At 61.5% G+C, this 22,539-nt stretch carries 21 protein-coding genes and 1 pseudogene; 8 read left to right on the forward strand and 14 right to left on the reverse strand.

Annotation, left to right across the window (positions count from 1 at the left end):
- Positions 1-72 precede the first annotated feature (72 nt).
- From EXE42_RS13835 to EXE42_RS13855, 5 genes are all read right to left on the reverse strand, one after another.
- Positions 73-981, reverse strand: a complete 909-nt coding sequence (locus EXE42_RS13835) for a class I SAM-dependent methyltransferase (protein ID WP_137706736.1) — start codon at positions 979-981, stop codon at positions 73-75.
- Between the two features lie 70 nt (positions 982-1,051).
- The gene (locus tag EXE42_RS13840) at positions 1,052-1,552 is read right to left on the reverse strand and encodes a hypothetical protein (RefSeq protein ID WP_137706737.1); all 501 of its coding nucleotides are present in this window, start codon (positions 1,550-1,552) and stop codon (positions 1,052-1,054) included.
- Positions 1,553-1,645: 93 nt separating this feature from the next.
- Complete coding sequence (locus EXE42_RS13845) at positions 1,646-2,482, reverse strand: deoxyribonuclease IV (RefSeq protein WP_092920989.1); 837 nt, start codon at positions 2,480-2,482, stop codon at positions 1,646-1,648.
- A 74-nt stretch (positions 2,483-2,556) separates the two neighbouring features.
- Positions 2,557-3,408: a biotin/lipoate A/B protein ligase family protein gene (locus EXE42_RS13850; protein ID WP_092920990.1), complete on the reverse strand. Its 852-nt coding sequence runs from the start codon at positions 3,406-3,408 to the stop codon at positions 2,557-2,559.
- Between the two features lie 63 nt (positions 3,409-3,471).
- Positions 3,472-5,043: a PQQ-binding-like beta-propeller repeat protein gene (locus tag EXE42_RS13855; protein ID WP_158293710.1), complete on the reverse strand. Its 1,572-nt coding sequence runs from the start codon at positions 5,041-5,043 to the stop codon at positions 3,472-3,474.
- A gap of 308 nt (positions 5,044-5,351) precedes the next feature.
- Here EXE42_RS13855 and EXE42_RS13860 point away from each other — a divergent pair, with 308 nt between their 5' ends.
- Positions 5,352-5,720 carry a UPF0175 family protein gene (locus EXE42_RS13860; RefSeq protein WP_092920992.1) on the forward strand — a complete coding sequence of 123 codons (369 nt, stop codon included), beginning with the start codon at positions 5,352-5,354 and terminating at the stop codon, positions 5,718-5,720.
- A pseudogene (locus EXE42_RS20800) lies at positions 5,717-5,833 on the forward strand (twitching motility protein PilT); the annotation flags it as partial. The gene EXE42_RS13860 and the pseudogene EXE42_RS20800, both read left to right, overlap by 4 nt.
- A gap of 32 nt (positions 5,834-5,865) precedes the next feature.
- Here EXE42_RS20800 and EXE42_RS13870 read toward each other — a convergent pair.
- Entirely contained in the window at positions 5,866-6,696 is an 831-nt protein-coding gene (locus EXE42_RS13870) for an IS5 family transposase (RefSeq protein WP_137706739.1), read from the reverse strand.
- Between the two features lie 463 nt (positions 6,697-7,159).
- Between EXE42_RS13870 and EXE42_RS13875 the strand changes: the two genes are divergently transcribed.
- On the forward strand, positions 7,160-7,945 hold the full coding sequence (locus tag EXE42_RS13875) for a hypothetical protein (RefSeq protein ID WP_137706740.1): 786 nt from the start codon (positions 7,160-7,162) through the stop codon (positions 7,943-7,945).
- A gap of 194 nt (positions 7,946-8,139) precedes the next feature.
- On the opposite strand, the gene EXE42_RS13880 is transcribed toward EXE42_RS13875, so the two are convergent.
- Entirely contained in the window at positions 8,140-8,346 is a 207-nt protein-coding gene (locus tag EXE42_RS13880) for a hypothetical protein (protein ID WP_092920993.1), read from the reverse strand.
- Positions 8,347-8,968: 622 nt separating this feature from the next.
- Between EXE42_RS13880 and EXE42_RS13885 the strand changes: the two genes are divergently transcribed.
- Positions 8,969-9,214 carry a hypothetical protein gene (locus tag EXE42_RS13885; RefSeq protein ID WP_137706741.1) on the forward strand — a complete coding sequence of 82 codons (246 nt, stop codon included), beginning with the start codon at positions 8,969-8,971 and terminating at the stop codon, positions 9,212-9,214.
- Between the two features lie 536 nt (positions 9,215-9,750).
- Here EXE42_RS13885 and EXE42_RS13890 read toward each other — a convergent pair.
- Positions 9,751-10,809 carry a PAS domain-containing sensor histidine kinase gene (locus EXE42_RS13890; RefSeq protein WP_092920995.1) on the reverse strand — a complete coding sequence of 353 codons (1,059 nt, stop codon included), beginning with the start codon at positions 10,807-10,809 and terminating at the stop codon, positions 9,751-9,753.
- 747 nt (positions 10,810-11,556) lie between these two features.
- Here EXE42_RS13890 and EXE42_RS13900 point away from each other — a divergent pair.
- The gene (locus EXE42_RS13900) at positions 11,557-12,429 is read left to right on the forward strand and encodes a hypothetical protein (RefSeq protein ID WP_137706743.1); all 873 of its coding nucleotides are present in this window, start codon (positions 11,557-11,559) and stop codon (positions 12,427-12,429) included.
- Between the two features lie 660 nt (positions 12,430-13,089).
- Positions 13,090-15,471, forward strand: coding sequence for a polyphosphate kinase 1 (ppk1, locus tag EXE42_RS13910; protein WP_092920999.1), 2,382 nt, complete (start codon positions 13,090-13,092; stop codon positions 15,469-15,471).
- Positions 15,472-15,559: 88 nt separating this feature from the next.
- On the opposite strand, the gene EXE42_RS13915 is transcribed toward ppk1, so the two are convergent.
- Entirely contained in the window at positions 15,560-16,243 is a 684-nt protein-coding gene (locus EXE42_RS13915) for a metallophosphoesterase family protein (protein WP_092921000.1), read from the reverse strand.
- Positions 16,244-16,592: 349 nt separating this feature from the next.
- Positions 16,593-17,195 (reverse strand): hypothetical protein, encoded by a 603-nt coding sequence (locus tag EXE42_RS13920; RefSeq protein WP_158293474.1) that lies wholly within the window; start codon positions 17,193-17,195, stop codon positions 16,593-16,595.
- Positions 17,196-17,318: 123 nt separating this feature from the next.
- Between EXE42_RS13920 and EXE42_RS13925 the strand changes: the two genes are divergently transcribed.
- Entirely contained in the window at positions 17,319-18,254 is a 936-nt protein-coding gene (locus EXE42_RS13925; RefSeq protein WP_137706745.1) for a hypothetical protein, read from the forward strand.
- A 71-nt stretch (positions 18,255-18,325) separates the two neighbouring features.
- On the opposite strand, the gene EXE42_RS13930 is transcribed toward EXE42_RS13925, so the two are convergent.
- The 3 genes from EXE42_RS13930 to EXE42_RS13935 form a co-directional block, all read right to left on the reverse strand.
- On the reverse strand, positions 18,326-18,823 hold the full coding sequence (locus EXE42_RS13930) for a hypothetical protein (RefSeq protein ID WP_137706746.1): 498 nt from the start codon (positions 18,821-18,823) through the stop codon (positions 18,326-18,328).
- A 231-nt stretch (positions 18,824-19,054) separates the two neighbouring features.
- Complete coding sequence (locus EXE42_RS18610) at positions 19,055-19,228, reverse strand: hypothetical protein (RefSeq protein WP_158293473.1); 174 nt, start codon at positions 19,226-19,228, stop codon at positions 19,055-19,057.
- Positions 19,229-19,619: 391 nt separating this feature from the next.
- Positions 19,620-20,687, reverse strand: a complete 1,068-nt coding sequence (locus EXE42_RS13935; protein ID WP_158293711.1) for a M23 family metallopeptidase — start codon at positions 20,685-20,687, stop codon at positions 19,620-19,622.
- Positions 20,688-20,818: 131 nt separating this feature from the next.
- Between EXE42_RS13935 and EXE42_RS13940 the strand changes: the two genes are divergently transcribed.
- Positions 20,819-21,697: an ArsR family transcriptional regulator gene (locus tag EXE42_RS13940; protein WP_137694522.1), complete on the forward strand. Its 879-nt coding sequence runs from the start codon at positions 20,819-20,821 to the stop codon at positions 21,695-21,697.
- Positions 21,698-22,169: 472 nt separating this feature from the next.
- On the opposite strand, the gene EXE42_RS13945 is transcribed toward EXE42_RS13940, so the two are convergent.
- Positions 22,170-22,472 carry a hypothetical protein gene (locus EXE42_RS13945; protein ID WP_137706748.1) on the reverse strand — a complete coding sequence of 101 codons (303 nt, stop codon included), beginning with the start codon at positions 22,470-22,472 and terminating at the stop codon, positions 22,170-22,172.
- Between the last annotated feature and the right edge of the window lie 67 nt (positions 22,473-22,539).

The following is a 22,539-nucleotide window of genomic DNA, read 5'->3' on the forward strand; positions in this document are numbered from 1 at the left end:
AACTGGGTAACAGAACCGACCGATTGAGACTTATAAAAGACCAGCTGATCGCCTCGGTTCACGCCCCTTTCATCACTCCACTCGTCCCACGGTCACGTCGAAGGGGACGTACTCGACGCGCTCGTACGCCTCGGCGCCGATGGCGTCGACGACCTCCCGACCCATCTCGCGCCAGCGCCCGCGGAGGTCGTCGTAGGCCGCCTCGGAGGTCGCGGCGATTAACTCCTTGCGGTGGTCCGCGAGCCCCGCGCCGGAGGCCTTCCGCGCCGCAGACCGCAGCGCGGCCTCGGCGTACGGCGGCTCGGTCCGCTTCTCGTGGACGTAGCGCCGCGTTCGCACGTCGACCAGCCCGGCCGCGTCGAACGCCTCCCGCACGCGGTCGCCGAGCGCGACGTCCGTCTCCACCCCGTCGACGTACGCCTCCCGGGCCTCGCGCTCCAGCCGCTCCTCGGCGTCGACCGTCGAGGCCACCCGCACGTCGGCGTTGTCCGGCTCGACGGCGGCGACGAGGTCCGAGGAGACGCGGGCGAGTTCCCGGACCGCGGCGGCCGGGTCCGGGAGGTTGATCAGGAGGGCCTGACAGACCGAGAGGTCGACCGCGTCGTCACCCACCGGGAGCCGGGTCGCGTCGCCCGCGACGTAGTCGATACGGCCGCTCGCTTCCGGCTTCAGTTCCTCCTCGCGAGCGACCGAGAGAAGTTCCGGGTCGGCGTCGACGCCGGTCACGGTCGCGTCGGTCTCCGTCCTCGCCCCGTCCGCGTCCGCCCCGTCCGCCTCCGCGTCCACCGCCGTCCCGTCCGCCCCGTCCGCCCCGGTCGCGTCCGCCTCCGCGGCCAACACCCTCGTCAGCTCGCCCGTTCCGCAGCCGACGTCGAGGACGCGCTCGCGGCTCGAGAGGTCCAGGTCGACGAGGGCATCACGGCCGTCGTTCCACATCCCGCGACGGGTGTGTTCGAGGTATTCGGCGGAGAAGCGTCGCACGGCCCCGCTTCGTCGCGAGCGAAAATAAACGTCCGGAGATCGGTCGCGGCTCGGTCCTCCCGCGCGTTCCTCACTCGTCCTCGCGGCTCTTCCCGTCGTCCTCGTCGCCGCCCTCCCCGTCGCCGTCGTCGCTCCCGAACCCGAGGAGGTCGGCGCCGAGGACGCCGGTCACGCCGGCGCAGTAGCCGACGAACGCGCTGCTCAGTCCGATCGCGGCGAAGCTCACCGTCACGTCGCCGATCGCCGGGTTCCCGCCGTTGACGCCCGGGACCCCGACGACCGTCCCGAGGAGGACGAACCCCCCGAGGACGACCGCCGGGACGACGCCGACGGCCAGACACGCCGGTCCCCCGCAGCGCGCGTACGCCCCGGCGGCCGCCAGCGGCCCGGGAGCGTAGAACACCAGCAGCGGCAGGAGCCGGTCGGTCAGGGCGCTCGCCGCCGTCACGTCCGCCGACTCGGCGGCGAACGCGGCGACGAGCGCGAGCGTCACGGCGCCGGCGAACCCGACCACCAGCCCGACCGCGCGAACGCGGCGGCGTCCGAACAGCAACGCCTCCGTGGTGGGCATGTCCGCGGATCGCTCGCGGGGTTACTTAAATCCGCGTCGGACGGACGGCGTCTTCGGGGAGAACGGCGACTCGGCGGCGGGGACGGGGACGCCTCAGTCGCGGCGGAGCTCGCGCACCCGGTCGATGTTCCACGCGAAGCTCTTCCCGTCCTCGGTCGGCGTCTCTAAGGCGAGCGGCGCGTCCGCCAGGTCGGGGTGGTTGAGGAACCGCTCCATCCCCGCCTCGCCGATGTGCCCCTCGCCGATGTGGGCGTGTTCGTCCTTGTTGGTGCCGCACTCGTGTTTCGAGTCGTTGAGGTGAACGTACTTCAGGTGCTCTAAGCCGACCACGTCGTCGAACTCCGCGACCGTCTCGTCGACCGCCTCGGGCGTCGAGAGGTCGTAGCCCGCCGCGAACGCGTGGGCGGTATCGACGCAGACGTCGATGTCCGTCTCCGTGCGGTCGATGATCCCGGCGAGGTGTTCGAACTCGCCGCCGAGCTTCGTCCCCGCGCCCGCGTCGCTCTCGATCAGGATCGTGACCCCGTCGGGAACGTCGAGGTCGTCGATCACCGACGCGGCGTTGTCGAGGCCGCCCTCCACGCCGGCGCCCGTGTGCGCGCCGAGGTGGACGTTGACGTACGGGATTCCCAGCTTGTCGGCCGCGTCGACCTCAGCTTGCATCGAGTCGAGCGACTTCTCGCGGAGTCCCTCCTTCGGCGTACAGAGGTTCACGAGGTAGGAGGTGTGGATCACCCACGGCCCCTCCATGTCGCGTTCGGTGCCCTCGCGGAACCGCTCGGCCTCCTCGTCGTCGATGTCCGGGTCCTGCCACACCTGCGGCGAGTGGGTGAATATCTGTCCGCAGTTGCCGCCGACCTCGACCTGGTTCGCGACGGCGTTGTCCACGCCGCCGGCGATGGAGACGTGCGCGCCGACCTTGAGACTCATACCGGACACTGTGGGGCGGTCAAAAAAGCCCCTTCGGAACCGGGCGGACACCCCACGATACCCCCCGAAGCCGTCTATGCCCCCCCGCTCCCGGGTCGCGTTCGGATCCACTCCTCGTCGCGGTACTTCTCCTCGACGAGCTCCGCGGCTCGCTCCAGCTCCGCGTCCGTCCACGACCCGTTCATGTCGACGGTCGCCTCGGGCGCCGCGCTCGCCCAGTCGGCAAGCGCTGCCTCGATCGCCGAGACCGCGTCCGCGCGGTCGACGTCGACCAACTCGTTCATCCCGACGACGCGCTCGCGGAACGCCTCGGAGGTCACCGGCGGGTCGTCGAAGACGCCGAGGTGTCGCCCCGCGTCGACCGCGAACGTCAGCGACCCGTGCTGGATCACCGCCTCTCGCTTGCGGTACTGCGCGTTGCCGGCGATCTTGCGGGACCGGTCGTCTTCCGGCCCGGAGGCCACCACGTCGTGCGCCGGGTGGAGCTCCCGGAGGTAACAGGCGGGGCGGTACAGCTCCGGCAGCGGCTCGTCGACGTAGTCGGCGTCGAGCCCGAGTCGGTCGAACGCGTCGAGGACCGGCTCACACAGCAGGTGATAGCAGTCGAGCAGTTCGCCCGGCACGGTCTCCGCGGGAACCGCGATCGAGTACGCGATGTCGCCGCGAGCGTCGTGGTAGATCCCGCCGCCGCCGGTCTGCCGCCGCGTGACGTCGATCCCCTCGCGCTCGCAGAACGCCCAGTCGACCGTCTCCGGCGCCTGGTGCCGGCCGAGGGTGAGACAGCTCGGCTCCCAGCGGTACGTGCGGACGGTCGCCGGTCCCCCGGCCGCGGCGGTCTCCGCGGCGACCTCGTCTAACGCCATCTGGAGCGGGCCGGGCCTGGCCTCCTCGCGGATGAGCCGCCAGTCGACGGCGGGCGCGGTCATGTCCCCGTGTCGGAGTGGCGGGCCGAAAGCGGTTGCGCTCGCGTCCGACGACGGCCGTCCCCGTCACTCGGGGAGTTTCGCCCCACAGGCCATACAGAAGTTCGCGTCGGCCTCGGAGTCGAGGTCGACGCCGCACTCGGGACAGAACGAAACAGTTGTGTCCTCACGTTTCGCGGATTCCGCCGGATCGTCGTCGGGTGCCGGGAGCGACTCTCCGTCCGTCGATCCGTCCTTCCCGCCGTCCGACGGAAGCGGTCGAGTATCGCCTCGGTCGGCGTCGTCGGCAGGCAGTGGGCCGCCGCCCTCAGCGTCGGTCGGCGGCTCGGGAGGGGAGTCCGTCAGCGGATACGCGGTCACCGTCGCTCCCCGCACCACGAACAGGGTCTCACCGTCGAGTTCGTACCTGTCGTAGTCGGGCTCCAGCGCCACGCTCCCGTCGGCACGCCGGAGCACGTAGAGCGACCCCTCGCCGCTCACGACCACGAACCGGGCGGTCGCACCGCTGACGACGAGCCCCTCGGCGGAGAAGCTCCACTCGGCTCGGCCGTCCCGGCGATCGATCGCGTACACGCTATCGTCGGCGGTGCCCTCGGCGGCGAACATGTCTCGCATCATCGGGTGAAGCGAGTTCGCGGCGACGAGCGGGTCTGCGTCGACGCGGAGCGAATTCACGTTCCCGCCGATCGGACACCGCCACCGGACCGTTCCCGCGGCGCCGTCGACCCTGTACACGCTCCCCGCCTCGTCGCCGAAGTCGGCGAAAAAGAAGTCGCCCGACTCGCCGTCGAACGCCGCTCCGGTCAGTTCGCCGTCCGCCGTCAGCCGCCACGAGCGCTCCCCGGTCTCGGGATCGACCGCGTCGAGTTCCCCCGGTTCACCGTCGGCCGGTGCTGAAAAGAGCATCGGGCCGCAGGAGACTGCGTTGCCGGAGTCACCCAGCGTACCCGTCGGGCGTCCGGTCGCCGGGTTCAACGCGGTAACGCCGGCGTCTTCGCCGGCGTACACGTGGATCGCCTCGTCAGACACCTCGATGTTCGACTCGTCGATCCGGACTGGGTCGTCGACCGCGTAGGCCCACCGCTCCGCGCCCGTTCGCCCGTCGATCCGACGGACGCTCTCCGTGAAGTGGTCGTCCGCGACGATCGCGAGGATCGCCTCGCCGTCGATGTGGTAGCCGCTCACGTCGCTCGCGCGGTGACGGAAGCGTTCCGCGCCCGTCGCCGCGTCGACGCCCACGAGCGTGTAGTCGCGGGGTTTGCCAACGGTGACGCCGAGTCGGTCGCCGGCGTCGTCGAGTTCGGACACGCGAGTGACCGGGCCGGGCAGCGCGCTGGACCACTCGCGAGTCCCGTCGCTGACCCGGATCGCTCGCAGGGTCGCGCCGTCGAACGCGTAGACGACGTCGTCGGTCGCGGCCGCGACCCGCGAACCGGCCGCGGTCCAGCGCGTCTCTCCGGTCTCGGGCGCTATCGCGTACACCCGACCGTTCCGGGTCGTGACGAAGAGCAGTCCCGGTGACTCGCGGTAGCTCGCACTGCGGAACTCTCCGTCGAGTACGAGGTTCCCGCGTTCTGTGCCGGTATCGACGGCAAATATCCTGGCGGTCGGGTTCCCCGACCCAGACGACTCGATCACGCACACGAGACCGCAGGAACAGTATCGGACGTCTGCCACGGATCCGGCGAGCCTGTGGTTCCACTGCGCCTCGAGGGTCATCTGATCGAAGCGCGGAGCGACGCTACGGTTGTGATTCCCATACGCCACGAACGGACACGTGCTTGATAAAATGTCGTCGTGGACGAGGCCGCATAGCGCGACGGCGCCGGGATACGGAGAGCACCGCGAACGCCGCGGTCCGCAGAAGTTGAGACTGGTCGTCTCAATGTATATGGCATTCCGGCGCAGTTCATAAATAGTATGAAGCCGTAGCCTGAGATAGAACGATGGCTCGAATCACCGGCTCCTATCCAGACGATCTCGATCTCCTCATCGAGGGTGCGGTTGAGGCTGGCGTGTTTGGAGGCAAGAGTGATGCGTTGCGTGAATTCGTGCGTGAGTACTTCGAGGACCACGAAAACGAGCGGATAGCAGCTGCGGTCGCTCTCTATGAACGCGAGCGGATCACTCTCGGTGACGCAGCCAGACTCGCTGATGTCGATCGCTGGACGATGCGCGACATCCTCCGTGAACACGGTGTGGAACTTCGGCTCGGGCTCGCAGGTGAGGAGGATGCGGCCTACGAAGCGGAGGCGGCGACGGAACTCGAATTCGGTGATGAGCCTGCTGGTGACGGGCTATCGGACTCGCAATGACGACTGCCGATATTCCAGCGGACCCGAGCGTTCTCAATACGACTGTTCTATCGAACTTTGCCTACATCGACCAGTTGTGGGTGGTGGCCGGACTCTCGGGAATTTGTACAGTACTGCTTTTTTGAATCCGATGACGGCATCGGGGTCACTGTTTGAGAGCCTGTTCGAGGTTGTAGACTGTGGCGGTCAACACGAGTTCGCGGAACTCGCGGTACCACGCGCGAGGGTGGACAGCGGGGCCGAACCGACGCTTGATGGCCGAAAAGGCAGTCTCGGCCATCCAGCGCTGGCCGTATAACTCGCTGTCCAACCGTGCGTTGTGCGCGTGATCGTACGCAGCGAACAGCCGGTGCCGCAGCAGGGGCCGGACGCCCTCTGATCGGAGGGCGTCCCGGAGAGATTGGTCGTCATAGCCTTTGTCGCCGGCGAGACTCTCGATTTCCTCGGTGTTACGAAGGGCGACTCGACGGCCAGTTTGTGTGTCGTGCGGCCAGTGTGCCGAGCAGTGAAGATCGAGGATGGCACACGAGTCTGTCTCGACGAGTGCCGTCGTTTTGGGCGTGCGTATGTGGCGATCCGAGCGGTGTTGGTAGTGTTTCGATGCCGTTTCTCGGTCGAAGAACGTGGCATCGACGGCTCTGTGCGAGCCCGGATCGCAGATGGTCGCGGACTCTCGAAGGAAGCCGCGCCATATCGACATGGGCACCCTCTCAAACGACCGGTACAGCGTTGAGGGTGCGGGAGATGCCGTTCGAGCGAGCTGTAACAGCCCACGAACGCGATCCATCTCACTCGCCCAATCCACGATCTCGCGGTACGTCGCATCCATGTGAACTCGCAAAACGTGGAGCGTCACATGCTTCCAGCCTGGAAATCCGTGGCCAGTCGGATCACTCACCGCCGTTGGACTGGCGGCACAGCGCTTTTGAGCCAGCGACACGGCTTGCTTAACGAAGCGGAAGAGGAGTTTGGACACATTCGGCTCTTCCGCTTCGCTTCCACCTTCAGAGCGACGCTATCCCGTTGCCTTCTGCGGATTCAACAGAGCAGTCTCGTCGAAATCCTCTCGCTCGATCAGTGGTATAGCGACGAATACACTCGCCGCTATTGGCATTTTCGGTGCTAAATCAAAACAGTGGGCTTGCAGATTGTACAATTACAACTATTCAGCAGCACTGGAAGCGGGCACGATGTATCAGATTTTCTTCTCTAATCTCGCGAGTGAAACAACTGCTCAGTGTATGTGCGTAGCTACTGCTGTGATTTCTACCAGATACGGTATATGTTCTCGGAGCCGTGTAAGATACAACGCGCGGGTCTCGCAATCGATCCTCGCTGGAAACGTCGATGGCTCTCCCCCGAACATGACTCCTCAGGCTGTCTCTCTGAGGATCGAGTCCAGCCATAACATACGAGTGGTTCACGTTTGAACTGCGGGTATGCCGCTTGGTCCCCTCCACAGCCACCGCTCATCAAATTCCTCTTCTGAGGACTACGCCAGCGAGGACGAGTCATCATCTGGCACCGCTGACCAGGTCGGTCCGACGACTCCCACCCGGACGGTTTCTCGGCGGCGCTTTCTTGCCGGAGTAACCGCCACTGCGAGTGTCAGCCTCGCTGGCTGTACCGCTCGACTCCCGGGCAAGGCCGCGAGCGTTGACTCCAGAACCACCCGTGACGGGAACACCCTGATCTGGGCCTACCCCGCTAGTGCCGCCGAGAGCGATCAGGGGTTCGAAGGGATCGGCTACGCGGCAATCCGGTTTCAAGTGTTCAACATGGCCGTGGATGCGGACTCGGTGATTCCTGCCCTGCAGTTCAGGTTGAACTCGACTGTCGCAGACCTCGCTGCCGGAGAATCCTATCAGGGATATCAGGCAGACTCGTTCCGGTTTTACATCGGGGTCCCGCGCACTTATGATGGGGCGGCGGGGCTCCGAGCGTTCGTGCAACCGCCTCAGTGGCCCGACATCCGCACCACGTACGGCTACACCGGTGCTGTGCGAGAACTTGCTGTGCAAGCTCCTGATGTACACGAGGACGGCACGATCATCGTGGAAGGCCGATTCCAGCCGTATGATGCTACGCTGCCCAGCGAACTACATTGCGGGTTCGAGGTACAAGCTTCACAGTCAGGGCCGCTCGGCCGGACGGTACGCGTCGATGGGCGCGAAACGTTCGACGTGTCCGTGATTGACCTCCCGGAAGGGATTACAACAGCATAGCAGCGGAGATCCCAACCGGCCACAAGCAGTCGACCGATGGACCATAGCCTTCGCTACAATCTACGATGCCATCACCCCGACGTGGAACATTCGTGGTTCGTTAGGCCCAGGCATTACTAAAGTGTCAGAGAAGTGTTCTCACATCCGTTCTTTGCCGCATCTATTTCGCTCGCTTTTGGGTAGCAGATTGTTGGTCAGACCTCTTCACTGGTACCCCAGACGACAGTGGCGAGTAGCACCGCGACACCCAGGGCACTTATACTGATACCCAGAATGCTACTGATTCGTTCGTCGCTGGCACTTACCCACACCGCGCTCCCGGTGACTGACAGTGCCATCCCAGCAACGACCAGCGTCTCAGTGTCTTCCTTCTCGAACTGATTTCGGAGGGCATCTATCATTTATACTGGCACCAGATTGAGATCACATTGAATATAACGATCGCTCCTCCGTAGCGGATCGCTGGTCGTCATGGAGCGGGGTGGTTCGGGGCAGATGATCGGCGGATTCGCTCGTGACAACCGCGTCGATCTTAAGTTACTCAGTTCAAGGCTGTGACGTAACCGTAAGACAGTCCCCCACCAACAATCGCTTGCCCAAGAGCAATTTCGCTAGCTGATTAGAATGAGCCGCCAATACCAATGTACACAAGAATAGCAACTACGGTTGCAATTACGTCAAGCACGAACAGGATGGCGTAGTCCCTTGATTCCATGGCAAGGTGCCAAACCAGCAGTTACTAAGAAGTTTCGGGGACGATACTTGCTCAATTCGAAAGCGAATCTTACAGTCCTTCGACTGGGGGGCATCCCGGGAGGTAGCTCAGGCGGCCGGGGCGGCGACGAGATTTTATTACTTCCGTCCCCTTGAGCCGGACGTGTCTGGCGTCCTCGAACGAACGAGGGATGGCTATTCGGCCCAGAGACTCCAGTCCTCCTCGCTGCCATCGTCGTTGCTCTTCCGACCGCCTACAGCGTCCAGCACTGGCTGGACAGCGGGTTCGAGGCCAGCTTCCTCGTGCTGATGACACTCGGGGTCGGCGTCCCGCAACTCTACGACCGCTGGCCGCACCAGTACGAACCCCCGCTGGCGGTTGCGTGGGCGCTCGTGGCCTGTGCTGTCGTGACTGCCGTGTTCGTCGCTGTCTACCTCGTCGCCAAGGGACTGGGCGCCGGCACACCAATCGCTGCTATCGTGGTGCTCCTCGTCGCCGACCTCGGTACGCTCGCAGTTATTAAGTTGTGGACTGGTACAGCGATGTCGGAGTGAGGATTTTCGCCCCGAGGACGCGACGCCAGGAGTCAATAATCAGTGACAGTCGGTTCAGCTCTGACTGTCTGTACTGGTTCCGCAAATCTATCTTTTCAATCGGTCTTACCGCTGCTGACAGAGGATGGGAAGTTCGAAACGGCACTGCTACATACACAGTGCGAGTCGATCAGACGGCTATCGGATCGTGACGGCTGACCACTTGGCTCCCCGCTACGAAGTTGAATCGCACCTCAGTGACGAATTCGAAGGCGGAATTACCGATGGATGAGATCTCCAAGAGAAACACATCACTTTCGGTTCAATAGACATCCGTTCCGCTCCGTATGTCCCGGTGTGGGCTTGTGATTATCAAGGTAATTCACAGGTGCGGTCGCCTCGGTTGTTTTCGTGAACCTCCCCTCGTTTCGCCTCCGGACGTGGCGCTGCCGACAGACCTCGGATCGATGTCGAATGGAGCGAATTGGAGACCGGTTCATGCTGACTGAGGGAGGGTAACTCTCATCGAGACGTACGCGCCGTCGCGAACAGCGAACTCAATCGGTCGTCATCGAATCCTGGTGCTGCTTAGGCGGCAGGAGTAAGCAGACGGCGTTTCCCCCGGAATTCCGCGATTCGAACAACACCTCTCCCCCGAGCGATTCGACGCACCACTTCATCACGAACAGGCCGATCCCAGAGCCGTGGGACGTGCTCGTGGTGACGGTCGGCGAAAACAGCGCGGCGATCTCCTCGGGTGGGATCGGCGGATTCGTGTCTTTGATGCGGATCTCCGCGCGACCGGTGTTGGGCGACGGGCCGACCGTTATCTCGACTGCCGGCGCCTCGTCGTTGCTGTGGACGATCGCGTTCTCAACGGCGTGTGCGAGCGCGTACTCGAACGCATCGTTGACGTCGATCCACATCCGTTGCCGTTCGCTGACCCGGATGTCCGCGTCGGGGTGCTCGGCGCCTATCCGATTCGCGATGTCCCGCACGGCGCCCGCAGCGGAAACCCGGGCGACGCTCGTCTGCGAGTCGGTCACCGCGTGTTCGATCTGTTTCACTGACGTGGCGATGTTACCGAGCTTCTCGCCTCTGGATCGAATGGTCGACATGACCTCTTCGGACGGTCCGCTCTCGGGGCCGTTCATCGCCTGCTCCGCACATCCAATGATAATCGCGGCCTCGTTCCGGAGGTTGTGCCGGAGGACGCGCCAGAACAGTTCCGCTCGATGATGGGTGTCGTAGTGCCGTGTGATATCTCGTACCTCGACGTGGACACAGCGGTCCGCCGTCGGGCGCTGTCGCGAAGTGAACACCTGAATCCAAATGAGTTCGCCGTCCGCTCGTTTGGCTCGCCACACGAACTGTTGCGGGCTTCCGTTGGCGGCCTTGGAGAGTCGATTGTGGAACTCAGACTCGGTGTGCGGGTAGGTGTTTGCCGTGTATTCGGCCACGGAGAGCTCACGCAGTCGGTCCGAACTGTATCCGAGGATTTCCTCCAGTCGCGCATTCGCGTCGATAACAGCCCCAGAGGCGGCGTCATAGATCGCCACACCGGTGTGGAGCGTATCGAGTACCGGAGATAGCGTCCCGCATTCGGGCGAGGACATATACCCGGGAATTTCACCGAGGTACCGTTTTCGTTGCTATGAGTGATATATATCGCTCCGTACGAAATCAGCGGCCGGCCGGGAATTTTCTGATCAAGAGAGAGTCGAATTTGTATCAAGCCGACTATGACATGATCGCCCATCTCCGGAGTCCCGTCTGGGCCCACGCCATAGTCTGATTATCTCAATCTGAAAAACTACAATCTAAATGTCGGAGTGGACTCGTCTTCGTTGAGCGAGAAGGGGCATGACGGACTGGTCACGACGAGTATATATCCCACCGGTCGGCTTCTGACGCGTCCGTTCGCCTATTATAAGGGTTCAAGCACAGGCTGCCGAATAACTCGAACGAGTAACAGATGACAATAGATACCAACCAGAGGTCGAAGAACGACGAGACGACCGGGCGGAAATCGGTGAGTCCCGCGTTCATCGGTCTGGTACACCAAGTCGACAGGCGGTCGTCGGGTCCCGATCGGGTCACGGTGTTCCCAGCTGAGGCGACCGATGACGAGCGGCTGTCGACGTGGGTGACGGTGGACGCCGACTCCGTCGTCAAGCCCGAATGCTTCCGATAACCGCCCGGATGTACCGCGACTGCGGCGGGCGAGACGGTCGCGAAGCCCGACGCTGCCGGTCCCCGTCGCATCCGAAGCCCCTGTCGACGCGGACTCAGATGTTTCGCCTGCCGCCGATTCGGACGCCTCTCCCAGTAAAGAACGAATCCGAGGTGATCCGTCGGTGGGCATGAAACGACGGGAACTCCTCAACAAAACGCTGGACCGAGTCGCGCTCGGGGTCGTCGCTTCCTCGGTCCTCGAACTGTCCGATCTGTGGTCTGTGGCGCTGTCTCTTTCTGCGAGCGAGCCGACGCGGCCGACACCCATCGACGGGAGAGATTCGGTCGCTCGGGAACGGACCGCGGACGGCTACGCCATGACGTACGAGTGGACGGACCGGTCCGGGCGTGAGTGGCGCCTGGAGTTTCCGATCGAACGGTCCGCATACAGAGAAGCGGCCGCCGAGACGCACGGATATCTGAGTGGCTTCGAAGCGGCGAAGGCGAGCGCTCATGCCGAGCGGCTCACGGAGACGCTCGTCAACGCGAGCGCGATGGGCGAGAGTGCTCGACGGTCGCTCCCTGAGTCGGTCCTTCTCGACGGAGCGATCGGACTTGTACACTCGCTCGAATACGCGACGGATGCGGAATCGATGGGAGCGCCGGACTACATCCGAACCGTCGAGGAGACGCTTGTCGATGGCTGCGGTGACTGCGAGGACCTCACGTATCTGCTTGTCGGGATGCTTTCGCAGCCGGCGATCGGCTACCGGACCGCGATGGTGATCCTTCCCGGTCACATGCTGGTCGGCGTTCACAAGGACGACCTCCCGGCGGTGTACGCGGACGCGCCCACCCTCCCGGGAGGGACGTACGTCGGGATAGAGTGTACCACGTCTCGCCCGATTGGTGAGTTCAAAGACGAGCCCGTGCTAGCGGTGTACGGCGACGGCGTCGAATACATCGACCAGTCGGCGATCACCAACACGGGTGAGGAGTTCCTCCGAGACCCGACGCAGTTTCAGACGATTGCCGACGCGTCGGCGAAGCGCCCCCACTGACCGGAGCAACCGTGGTCAACAACCGTACCTTACCTCACTCAGTCTACCGACTTCGCTCGGGGGGGAGAGGTTGTTATCCGTGAGCTTAGCCTCGACACGGACGGTTTTAAATATTATATATTAGTATATACAACTATTGATCGGGCTTCTTGTAGTTAGCGTAGCATCTGTAAGTCATGAAATCGGCTATGGTCCTTAGCTGTCCAGTTTGTAACGCCGTTCGCGCACTCGAAGGGCGACGAAGCGAGTATTCGAAACAGGATCTGTACGCTCGCGTGAAGTCACATCTAGGTAGGCACGATCTCAACGAGCCCAAAATGGCAATTCGAAAGTACGAGATCATTTCTAACGCTACTGAAATTGTCATCCCCTCAGAGACTACTCAGCGACTTCCGATCGGGGAGTGGATGGAACGCGACGACACATGGCTCCCCGATGGTGCCCTATCCGGTAGCGGGGGGTCTCTGTCAGCACCCGAACCGTCAGTCGAGACCTCATCCCGCTAGTCCGATGTCGAAAGATAACCGATCACAGTCAGGTGAACCCGGAAAATGAGTGTCACTCTCTCATTTCCGCTGTCCCAGAAATGATAGGAGGATTTCAGTTTGACAGATACAGGAGCCGCTTCACGGTATCAACGTTCTCTATGCGGGTGATTCTGTGACCGACAGAGACCTCACAGACCCAGAGTACTACCTCAACAGAGAACTCTCCGAACTGGCGTTTCAGGAGCGAGTTCTTCGAGAGGGAATGGACGATCGGAATCTGCCGCTCGAACGGCTCCGATTTCTCGCGTTCTTCACAAAAAACACGGACGAGTTCTTCATGAAGCGCGTCGGCGGACTCAAACAGCAGATCGACGCCGGCGTGACGAAGACGACGCCCGATGGACGGACACCGAAAGAGCAGTGGGTCGAAGTACTCGACACCGCACGCCCGCTCTTTGCGCAGCAGTCGGAATACTGGCAGTCTGTTCTCAAACCGACGCTCGCCGACGAAGGGATCGAGATCTGTACCCCTGACGAGTTACCCGAAGGAGATCAAGAACAGCTGCGGACGCACTTCGAGGAGTCTATTCTGCCGACACTGACGCCGCTCGCATTCGATCCCGCTCACCCGTTCCCGTTCATCTCTAACCTCTCGCTTTCGCTCGCTGTGCTCTCGTCGAACGGGGGTGAAGAGCCGACATTCACCCGGATCAAGATTCCGCCGAATCAACCCCGCCTCATCAGCGTTTCTGGCGAGGCTGACAGGTACGTTCTCATCGAAGACCTCATCGAACGTAACCTCGACCTGTTGCTCCCTGATCTTGACATCCGTGACGTATCGAAATTCAAGGTGACGCGAAACGCCGAGGTGCGGCGGAACGAAGAGGTCGCCGAAGACCTCGTCGATATGGTTGAGGAGGTCATCGAACAGCGACGCTTCGCGACGGTAGTCCGGCTAGAGGTTGACGCCGATATGCCCGATGAGTCACTGACGATTCTCAAAGATCAGCTCGGGGTCGACGACCGAGAAGTGTTCCACCGTGAGGGACCGATCGACTTCGAGGACTTCTTCGAGCTCATCGATCTCGATCGCCCCGATCTCAAGCCGCCGGCGTGGTCACCAAAGCCTCATCCCCGATTAGGCTCACTGGCGAGTGATACTAGAGACGAGACGAAGAGTATCTTTGACGAAATTAAACACGGGGACATTCTCGCGCACCACCCGTATCACTCGTTCGAGGGGACGGTTCAGCGATTCCTCAACGCGGCCGCGACCGATCCCGACGTGCTCGCGGTGAAGGCGGCGATCTATCGAACCGCGAGCGACTCGAAGGTAATTCAGAGCCTTATAAATGCCGCCGACAACGGCAAGCAGGTCGCGGTGATGGTCGAACTGAAGGCTCGGTTCGACGAGAAAAACAACCTCGAATGGGTTCGGCAACTCGAAGAGGAGGGCATCCACGTCGCGTACGGGACTGTAGGGTTGAAGACGCACACGAAGACGGCGCTCGTCGTGCGTCGAGAGGACGATGGCGTTCAGCTCTACTCGCACATCGGCACCGGAAACTACCATTCAGGAACCGCGAAAGGGTACTCCGACCTGGGGTTGTTGACCGCTGATCGAGACATTGGGTTCGATCTCACGAAGGTGTTCAATTTCTTTACCGGACCGACGCTCGACGACCGCTTCCGGAAGCTCTTGATTGCACCCGTCACGATGCGTGAGCGGTTCACGGAGATGGTCAGACGAGAGGCCGAGCATGCTCGTGCTGGTCAGCGGGCACGGATCGTGGTCAAAATAAACGGGCTTGAAGACCCGTCGATGGTCGAGGAACTCTATCGTGCTTCGATGGCCGGCGTCGAAATCGATTTGATCGTCCGAGATATCTGCCGGCTTCGTCCCGGTATCGAAGGACTGAGCGACAATATCACTGTCCACTCGATTGTCGGCCGATTCCTCGAACACGCTCGGATATTTTATTTCGAGAACGGAGGCAGTCCCGAGTGGTACATCGGCTCCGCCGATTGGATGACCCGGAATCTCGATTATCGAGTAGAAGCGGTCACGCCGGTCGAAGACACGCAACTGCGCGAACAGCTCCGGTTCATATTGGAGGCGTCACTAACAGATAACCGCCGTCGATGGGTGATGCAAAGCGACGGAACCTACGAAGCGGTCTCTTCCGACGACGACCCGGTTCGAGACATCCAAGAGATACTGATGGCAGCGACGGAAGCAGCACTCGATCACGGCTACGGTCCGGGGATGATCGTCGATACGGATCTCATCGAGGAAGCGCTTCTCGTTGGGGAGGTCACAGAGAGCGAGACAGAAGCTCGATCCGAGGGGTCGGATGAAGCCGATCTCGATGCCGATGAAGAACAGACCCACTCGGATGGGGGAAACGTGTCTGTGTTCGACATGTACTCTGATCGCTGGTATCGTCCTGATAGCGAGACGTACGACTGGGCTGTTCGGACGGCGGAGGGCGGCCGACGGTACTTCAAAACGCGAGAGGGAGTACGGAATCGCCTTCAGACCGAGTACGAGTGATTGCGGTCAGAGTACCGTTTAGCACGGTGTCGGTTATTCACCGCTAACAGCTCCTCGAGTATCGAGAGGGAGGTCTGAATGGAGTCGCTCAGGCCGGATCGACGATTTTCGAGTTGGCGCGTTCTTGATGCGTCTTCGCCTCCACGGTGAGGAATTCGTCGTTCCGGTAGTCGTACGCGGTGAGCGTTCCGCCGTAGACACAGCCGGTATCGAGGCCGACGGCGTGTTCTCGCTCCACCGGGTGGTCATGAACGGTATGACCGAAGAAGACGCGGTAGGGTCCGTCGTAGTCGTCATACCAAAACGGACCGTCATACCCGTTGCCGTGCGGGGAACGCATCGTCAGCAACTCCTCGACGGTGTGGTCTGAAAGCGATTGTTGGGGATCAATACCACCGTGAACGACAAGAACGTCGTCGAAGGAAATCGCGACCGGAAGCGATTCGAAGTACTCGCGGTCGTCTTCGCGGAGCCAGTCCGGGTGTTTGTCACCGCGCACAACTTTCTGCTCGTTGTTTCCGCGGACGCTAACGAGACGCGGATCCTCACGGACGAGATCAACAACACCGGGACTGTCCGGCCCTTTTCGCACAAGATCACCGACGAATACGACAAGATCGTCGTCCTCTAATTCGAGTTTCGTGAGGAGCCGTTCGAGAATTATTCGGCTCCCGTGGACGTCTCCGACAATGTAGATATCACCGTGACTGTCGGTTTCGAACCGTTCATGTTGTGCTTCAACGCCGTTACCGAACTGTGGTTTCGTGTTCATGTGGGTGGGTCCAGAGCCGAAGCAGTTCGTCTGAGGATCGGACTCAAATGAAGATATTATGCTCCCGAATTAATCAGTTTGTATTAGTAGACTATACCGCTATGTAGTTCGCGGTGGCGAAGTGTGTCCTTACGTGCTGTTTAGTGTCAATTTGGACTCACAATGTTTGTGAAGCAATATGAACTCGCGGACTCTGTCGGAATTCTATTCTTCAGACAGATCATCGTCTGAATCGTCTCGTTGCTGAAGAGTTCGTACTGATTCGGGGGTTCTACCAGCTCAAAGAGGTGTTCTAGGGGGCGTACGAGATAGTATGAGCGTAGCTTGTACGACCCATGGAGGTAAGCGGTTACCGACTCCTAGACAGCACTCTGCGCTGGTACGCCCAGCCAATGAGCGCACAGAGCGGCACGAGTATCACGCTGGTGAAAAGGCCCCAGTAGATGACGACTCCGTGCGTGGTTATTACGAACGCATCGACAGGGCTCACAAATAGCGCAGGGATCACCCCAAGCAACTCCCGAGTGGCCAACAACAGGCTGAACAGTATTGACACGGCCAACACCGTTCCGGGTGCCGTCACGACCCCTGCGAGCGCACCTCGACGCGGGTTCGATGTCGACGACAGCGTCCAGTGCCATACCGCTGTCCCGACGACGAAGCCTACAAGCGGGGTGACAAACAGGGCAAAGAAGACGAACCCAGTATAGCCCAGCATGTAGATCTCGACGTTGAACGGCACCTCTGCTGTCGAGACGAATGCCCACAGGCTGATTAAGTAGATGACCGAGGTAACCACCGTCGCGGCGGCGGCGACAGCCCCCGCACCGACTTCGTGATGTGATATACTGCTTGGCGCCTGACGCCACGTATTCATACACTCCTGTTTCGTCGGTGTGTATATAATTGAGCGCTCCCGCTGAGTGATGAATGTATCCTCTGTATCGGTCACGCTGGTACTGACAGCCCGCGAATTAGGCGGCCGGCCCGTGAAAATCACGGGCCATCTCGGCCGCTACGGGACCGTAAATACGATTAGCAAGCGATTTTTGAACCGAGCGGTCAGGGTGGGTATGTGAAGCGACGAACGGCCCTCACCACACTCGCAGCCCTCCCAACCGGCATCGGCTTCGCTGGCTGTTCCGCTCGTCAACCGACCTGTACCGACGGCTACACGGTAACGCTGGAGCCGCTGGACCGGGCCGCCCTGTTCGAACAGGTGGTCAGGGCCCCGCCCGAGACTGTTCGCACGTACACGGACTACCTGCTCCGGCTGTTCGCCCGTGACCCCACCACCGAACGGCGTACGCTCCCCAGCGGTATCGTCGACACCACCTTTCTCGCCGTTGAAGACACCTACTACCAAGCCGTCCGAACGATCGAGGAGGTCGCCGGCGTCGAGGTGACCCGGACGGTGACGCTGCCGGAGGGGTCGCCAACGCCGGACATCCGATACGCCACCCTCGACCGTCGCGACCGGGCGGCGTTCCTCGCGGCCGACTCCGAAGGACTCCTCACAGATTCTACCGCCGACACCTGCGCCATCGTCCGCAACAGGGACGGCGACCCGCTCGAACTGACCCTGCGCTACCCCACAACTGCTGTCGGCGGCTTCCAGTTGACCGGCCCGGAGGCGGTACTGTTCGCGGTGAACGGGGCAGTCCTCCGGCTCACTCGAACCGACCGGGCCGAGCGAACGATTCGCACCTTCCGGATTCGGTTCGAACCCCGAGGCACGACGAGAGAAGCAGTCATCGGGCGCCTCCTGGATACGTATGGCACCAAATTGCCGAGGACGCCGCTGTTGCCGGCAGATCGGGCGTTTCTGGATGCGGCTATCGACGAACCCCAGACCGTCTGTACGGATGGCTCGCAAGCCTCGCCGGCGACGCCGACGCCGGCAGCCTCAATGTCTCTCCTGAAGACCCTACGAGACACCATGTTCGTCCGCTACGATGGGCAGTGGTACGACGCGAGCGTCTCGAACGACCAAGGCGCTGCTTCTGCGTGACCACTCCGGGAGAACGACGAGCGCGTCCAATTGAATTTGGGCCGGCTCAAGACGAGTCGAGATCCACCGAGCTATCCGCCCTCAGCAGGCTGATCGTAGTGGTCGTTCACACCGGCAGTCGTCACTACCCACGTCGTCTCGCCTGTCTCGCCCGTTACGACCGACAGGTACTGTCCAGCCTCACCCGCTTGCGGGTCAAACGAGACCGTTTCAGCGTCCTCGGATCGGGGCGGTGCACCGTCGACAGTGATCTTCACCTCGTACTCGATCGGTTCGGTGAACGCGTCCGGATACAGGACGGTGTCCCCGGGACGGAGCGACACCGACGCGTGTAGGTGGCGCTGTGGCAAAGGAACGCCACGCTCGTCACCGTCATCCGTCCGATAGGTCTCCGGAGCGTCGACGACGCGGACACCAAGCCTGTGGGGAAGGTCATCTAGGTTAGCGAACCCGAGACTCCCGGCCGAGGGAAAGACATCGTCGTCAGACCGCAGCCCACAGCCCGCAACTGGAACAGTGGCGGCCAGTCCGGTACACCTGAGGAGGGCTCGACGGGTCACACGGGGCATTAAGAGTATTTGATCGCGGGAGGTCAGTATTGTTTTTCATCTGCGCTGAGCTCACCCTCCGAATTACTCTTGCTGTTCTTGACAGGTGCTCGGTGGTTCATACGATGGTTGTTGTATGGACTGCGTATATACAGTACAGACTGACCGCGAGAAAGCAACGGTGTCTACCCAGTATAGAGCACGCACTAACCAGTCGGTAGTTGTGTGAGAACTTGCTCCGTGCAACCGCGCTCAGAGGTTCGTGTTGTTAAGAACCCTGTTACTCCCTTCGAGAATCATGAACACGGCGAGCATCCGCCATGCGAGCGCCATATCGGCGAAGGCCGGAATCGTGAACGTCGTGATGACAAGCGCGACCGCCCCGAGGACTTCCGCGGCCCCGCCGGCTACAGGTACCCTATTCATGGGTATAGACAATGTCAGCCATTCGAAATATTTTCACGCTGTAAATCTGTTTAAATACCATCGCTGTATCGTAATCCGGTGTAAACCACGATCAGAAGTGCTACGAGGACGCCAATTAGAAGATTGAACCCGCTTCCGTCATATCCATAGGGTACTGACAGGTCAGTTGTCCTGTCCAGAATCATCAGTAATACAGCGAGGCCGGCGACACCGATGCCAATCAATCGACCGATATGCGAAGTATTCCGGTTGTCTGACATATTCTACGGATTGATGTGTGAATGGAAGATTGGTTTGCGAATTTCACCGTACCGACGGGCGAGACGGACCAGCACGGCAGTCCACAGAGTCAGGCCCGCGAAGACCGTCACCTGAACGGCGAGTCCGTCAATCACGCAGGCTCACCCCCCTCGGTACCGGCGGCCCGGTCGCCCGCCCAGAGGTACAGCGTCTCGGCCTCGTCAGGGGTGCCGTAAACATCGTGGTCGGCCCGCCGATCGTCGGGCCGGCGCACCTCAATGTCCCGGAACTGGGGGACGAGACCGGCAGCGATCCAGAAGTTCGAGTGGTCTTGGACTTGGAAGTGGAGGTGAGGTTCGGTGGACATGCCCGAGTTCCCACATTCACCGACGACGTCGCCACGGGAGACCTCCTCGCCGGGGGCGACCGTCACGCTGCCTTCCCGGAGATGGGCCAGTGTGCTGTACTCGCCGTCGTCGTGTTCGATGACGACGTAGTTGCCGACGATGTTCCAGGTTCGCCACTCTACCCGCGCGCTCCCGGGTTCGGGGTGGTCACGTAGGCCGTCCTCGACGGCGACGATGGTGCCGTCGGCGGGTGCCGTGACCGGCTCGCCGAACGCGTAGTAGTCCTCTAACCGCTGCCCGTTCCCTTCGTGAGTGTCTCCGTCATCGTCGGTAACCACGAGGTCGTAGGCGTACCGTTGGGAAACAAGCCCCCAGGAGTGGGACGTGGACTTGGTGATGCCGCCGTTGGTGACCGTCCACTCCCTTTCAACAGGGACGGAGAACTTCGTCGTCGGTGTCTTGCGAGTTCGATTGGGCGGTCGCCCGCGATGGCGGATGTAGGCGACGGCGGTCCCGCCCGATTGGAGGAGTTGCGTAAACAGTCCCCAGGGGGTAATCATAAAGACGAGTTGTGAAACGATGATCTTCGCCCGTGCCCAGTTCGACAGGCCGTGGTCATAGCCGTCCTCTGTCGTCGAAACGGTCGCCAGCACCAGCGGCAACACCCCGCCGATGAGGTACAGGATGTTGTCCGCCGGTTCGGGCACGCCAAAGTGGTCGGCAGTCAGACCCAGGGCGAGGAACACGCCCACAATGGCGAAGCTGTTGCGGTTGGCCAGCCACTCGACGACCTGCCGGAACGCCGATAGCTCTGAGTCTGTCTCCTCAGCCGACGCGGATCGGTCGGCAGATGCATTTAGGTTCTCACTCATCAGTCTAACCCTTGTACCAGTGGATATTAGTGGTTTTGAGAATTCAGGTTCACAAGTCTTGGTACCAAACCACATTTCTATGCCGGCCAACCGGCGGTAAGCTTACTACGATATCACACAGACTAACTCATATGACCGACGGCGAGGGACGCCTCGCTCAGCCTCGGGACGCGTTTGCTCTGTTGAGTCACGATCTCAGGCTGGAGATCCTACTGGCCCTGCTGTCTCACTGGGAAGCCGTCGATACCGAGCCCCAGCGGTACTCCGAGTTGATGCGGGCGGTCGGAATGGAGGACAGCGGGAAGTTCAATTACCATCTCGACAGGCTCCGAGGTGTCTACCTCCGGAAGACCGACGCCGGGTACGTCCCGACCGCTAGCGCCACCGCGCTGTACCGCGCCGTCCTGGCCCACCGGCCGACTGCGACGCCCGACCGTACCCACCTCGATCCGGGCGTCGACTGCCCCCGTTGCGGGGCGGGGCTCGCTGGCGTCTACGAGCGTGAGTTCTTCTCGTTGCGGTGTGGCTCCTGTGACAGTGTCGTCGAGGAGTTCACCTATCCGTTACCGAAGAACGGCCTGGCTGAGCGGACCGACCGGGAGGTACTTGAAGCCGTCTACGACCGCGCGCGCGAACATATCGGCCTCGCCCGTCGTGGGCAGTGCCCTGACTGCGGTGGGACGACGACGCGGACCGTGGAGGCGTCGGCCGTCACGGAGACAGAGCCACCGATTCACATCGACTGTGACACCTGCACGTGGACGGTTCGAACCGGATTCATGCTACCGTTTCTAACCGATGCCCGTGTACTGGCAGCTCTAGACGCGGTGGGCGTGGCAGTCGAGGAGTGCTTTCCGTGGGAACTCCCTAACCCGACGGCGACGGTGACCGACACCGAACCCGCGGAGGTCGATCTCGTCGTGACGACTAGCGAGGGCGAAGTGACGATCACCACCGACAGCGACCTGTCGGTACAAGAGATCCGGACAGACTGCCGGGCATCGGAGTAGTCGACGTGAGCGGTCGATGTGCTGCTCTGGCGAGGATGCCTGTAGTAACCGGTTAGGTGGATGTCACGATCTTATTGAATCCATTCTCTACATGTTTCACCGATATTCTGATATATTTCACACAAGTTGCCACTCATCATAGTACGTGTCCCCCCTCTATTGAGCGTTTAGAAGGGTTCTTCCTGAAAACGTGTTCTCTACCGGTTAGTGCCTTCGACACCCCACTCGGACTACCTTCTGACATCTCGCCCAGAAACGGTTCACTGACTGGCCCGCTTACGATACGACACCGCTGTACGACCGGCACTCGCTCGCTGCGCTCGAAGAAGACATTCGGACCGTCGCCACGGTCTGGTTCACACACGAGGCCCACGCCTCCGTCGACGAGTTCGCCTGCCACTACCCCCTCGCCTACCATGATTTCGGACCGAACGACCGGTACGCCAGCTCGTCACAGTACCAGATGAGCCAGCTATTCCGAGTCTTCCTGCTCGAAACACTCCACGGCTGGGACCACGAAACGGCCCTGCTCGAGTATCTTGACCAGCAACCGGAGCTTTGTGAAGAACTGGGATTTGAAACCATCCCAGATCAATCGACGCTGTGGCGTAACTGGCACTAGCGGTTCACGTCCGATCTCCAGGAGACGGTCCAGACGGCTGCGCGGACGATTCTCATCAAAGCGTCCCAGGCGGGCGTTGCCGTCCCCCGCGAACCCGACATCAGCCATCCACTGCGCGATACCGATGATGAGGAGACGGATCTGAACGACCAAACCGTCCTCAACTGCTGTGTTGAATAGCGATCTAATCAGCTGTTATCACGGAGTAGAAGGACGAAGC

This window comes from Halorubrum sp. SP3, assembly GCF_005435195.1.
GTDB lineage: Archaea > Halobacteriota > Halobacteria > Halobacteriales > Haloferacaceae > Halorubrum > Halorubrum sodomense.

Coding starts and splice junctions, on each gene's coding strand:
- EXE42_RS13840 (WP_137706737.1), bottom strand. CDS start 1,552: ATGCCCACCACGGAGGCGTTGCTGTTCGGACGCCGCCGCGTTCGCGCG.
- EXE42_RS13845 (WP_092920989.1), bottom strand. CDS start 2,482: ATGAGTCTCAAGGTCGGCGCGCACGTCTCCATCGCCGGCGGCGTGGAC.
- EXE42_RS13850 (WP_092920990.1), bottom strand. CDS start 3,408: ATGACCGCGCCCGCCGTCGACTGGCGGCTCATCCGCGAGGAGGCCAGG.
- EXE42_RS13860 (WP_092920992.1), top strand. CDS start 5,352: ATGGCTCGAATCACCGGCTCCTATCCAGACGATCTCGATCTCCTCATC.
- EXE42_RS13875 (WP_137706740.1), top strand. CDS start 7,160: ATGCCGCTTGGTCCCCTCCACAGCCACCGCTCATCAAATTCCTCTTCT.
- EXE42_RS13880 (WP_092920993.1), bottom strand. CDS start 8,346: ATGATAGATGCCCTCCGAAATCAGTTCGAGAAGGAAGACACTGAGACG.
- EXE42_RS13885 (WP_137706741.1), top strand. CDS start 8,969: ATGACACTCGGGGTCGGCGTCCCGCAACTCTACGACCGCTGGCCGCAC.
- EXE42_RS13890 (WP_092920995.1), bottom strand. CDS start 10,809: ATGTCCTCGCCCGAATGCGGGACGCTATCTCCGGTACTCGATACGCTC.
- EXE42_RS13900 (WP_137706743.1), top strand. CDS start 11,557: ATGAAACGACGGGAACTCCTCAACAAAACGCTGGACCGAGTCGCGCTC.
- EXE42_RS13915 (WP_092921000.1), bottom strand. CDS start 16,243: ATGAACACGAAACCACAGTTCGGTAACGGCGTTGAAGCACAACATGAA.
- EXE42_RS13930 (WP_137706746.1), bottom strand. CDS start 18,823: ATGCCCCGTGTGACCCGTCGAGCCCTCCTCAGGTGTACCGGACTGGCC.
- EXE42_RS18610 (WP_158293473.1), bottom strand. CDS start 19,228: ATGAATAGGGTACCTGTAGCCGGCGGGGCCGCGGAAGTCCTCGGGGCG.
- EXE42_RS13935 (WP_158293711.1), bottom strand. CDS start 20,687: ATGAGTGAGAACCTAAATGCATCTGCCGACCGATCCGCGTCGGCTGAG.
- EXE42_RS13940 (WP_137694522.1), top strand. CDS start 20,819: ATGACCGACGGCGAGGGACGCCTCGCTCAGCCTCGGGACGCGTTTGCT.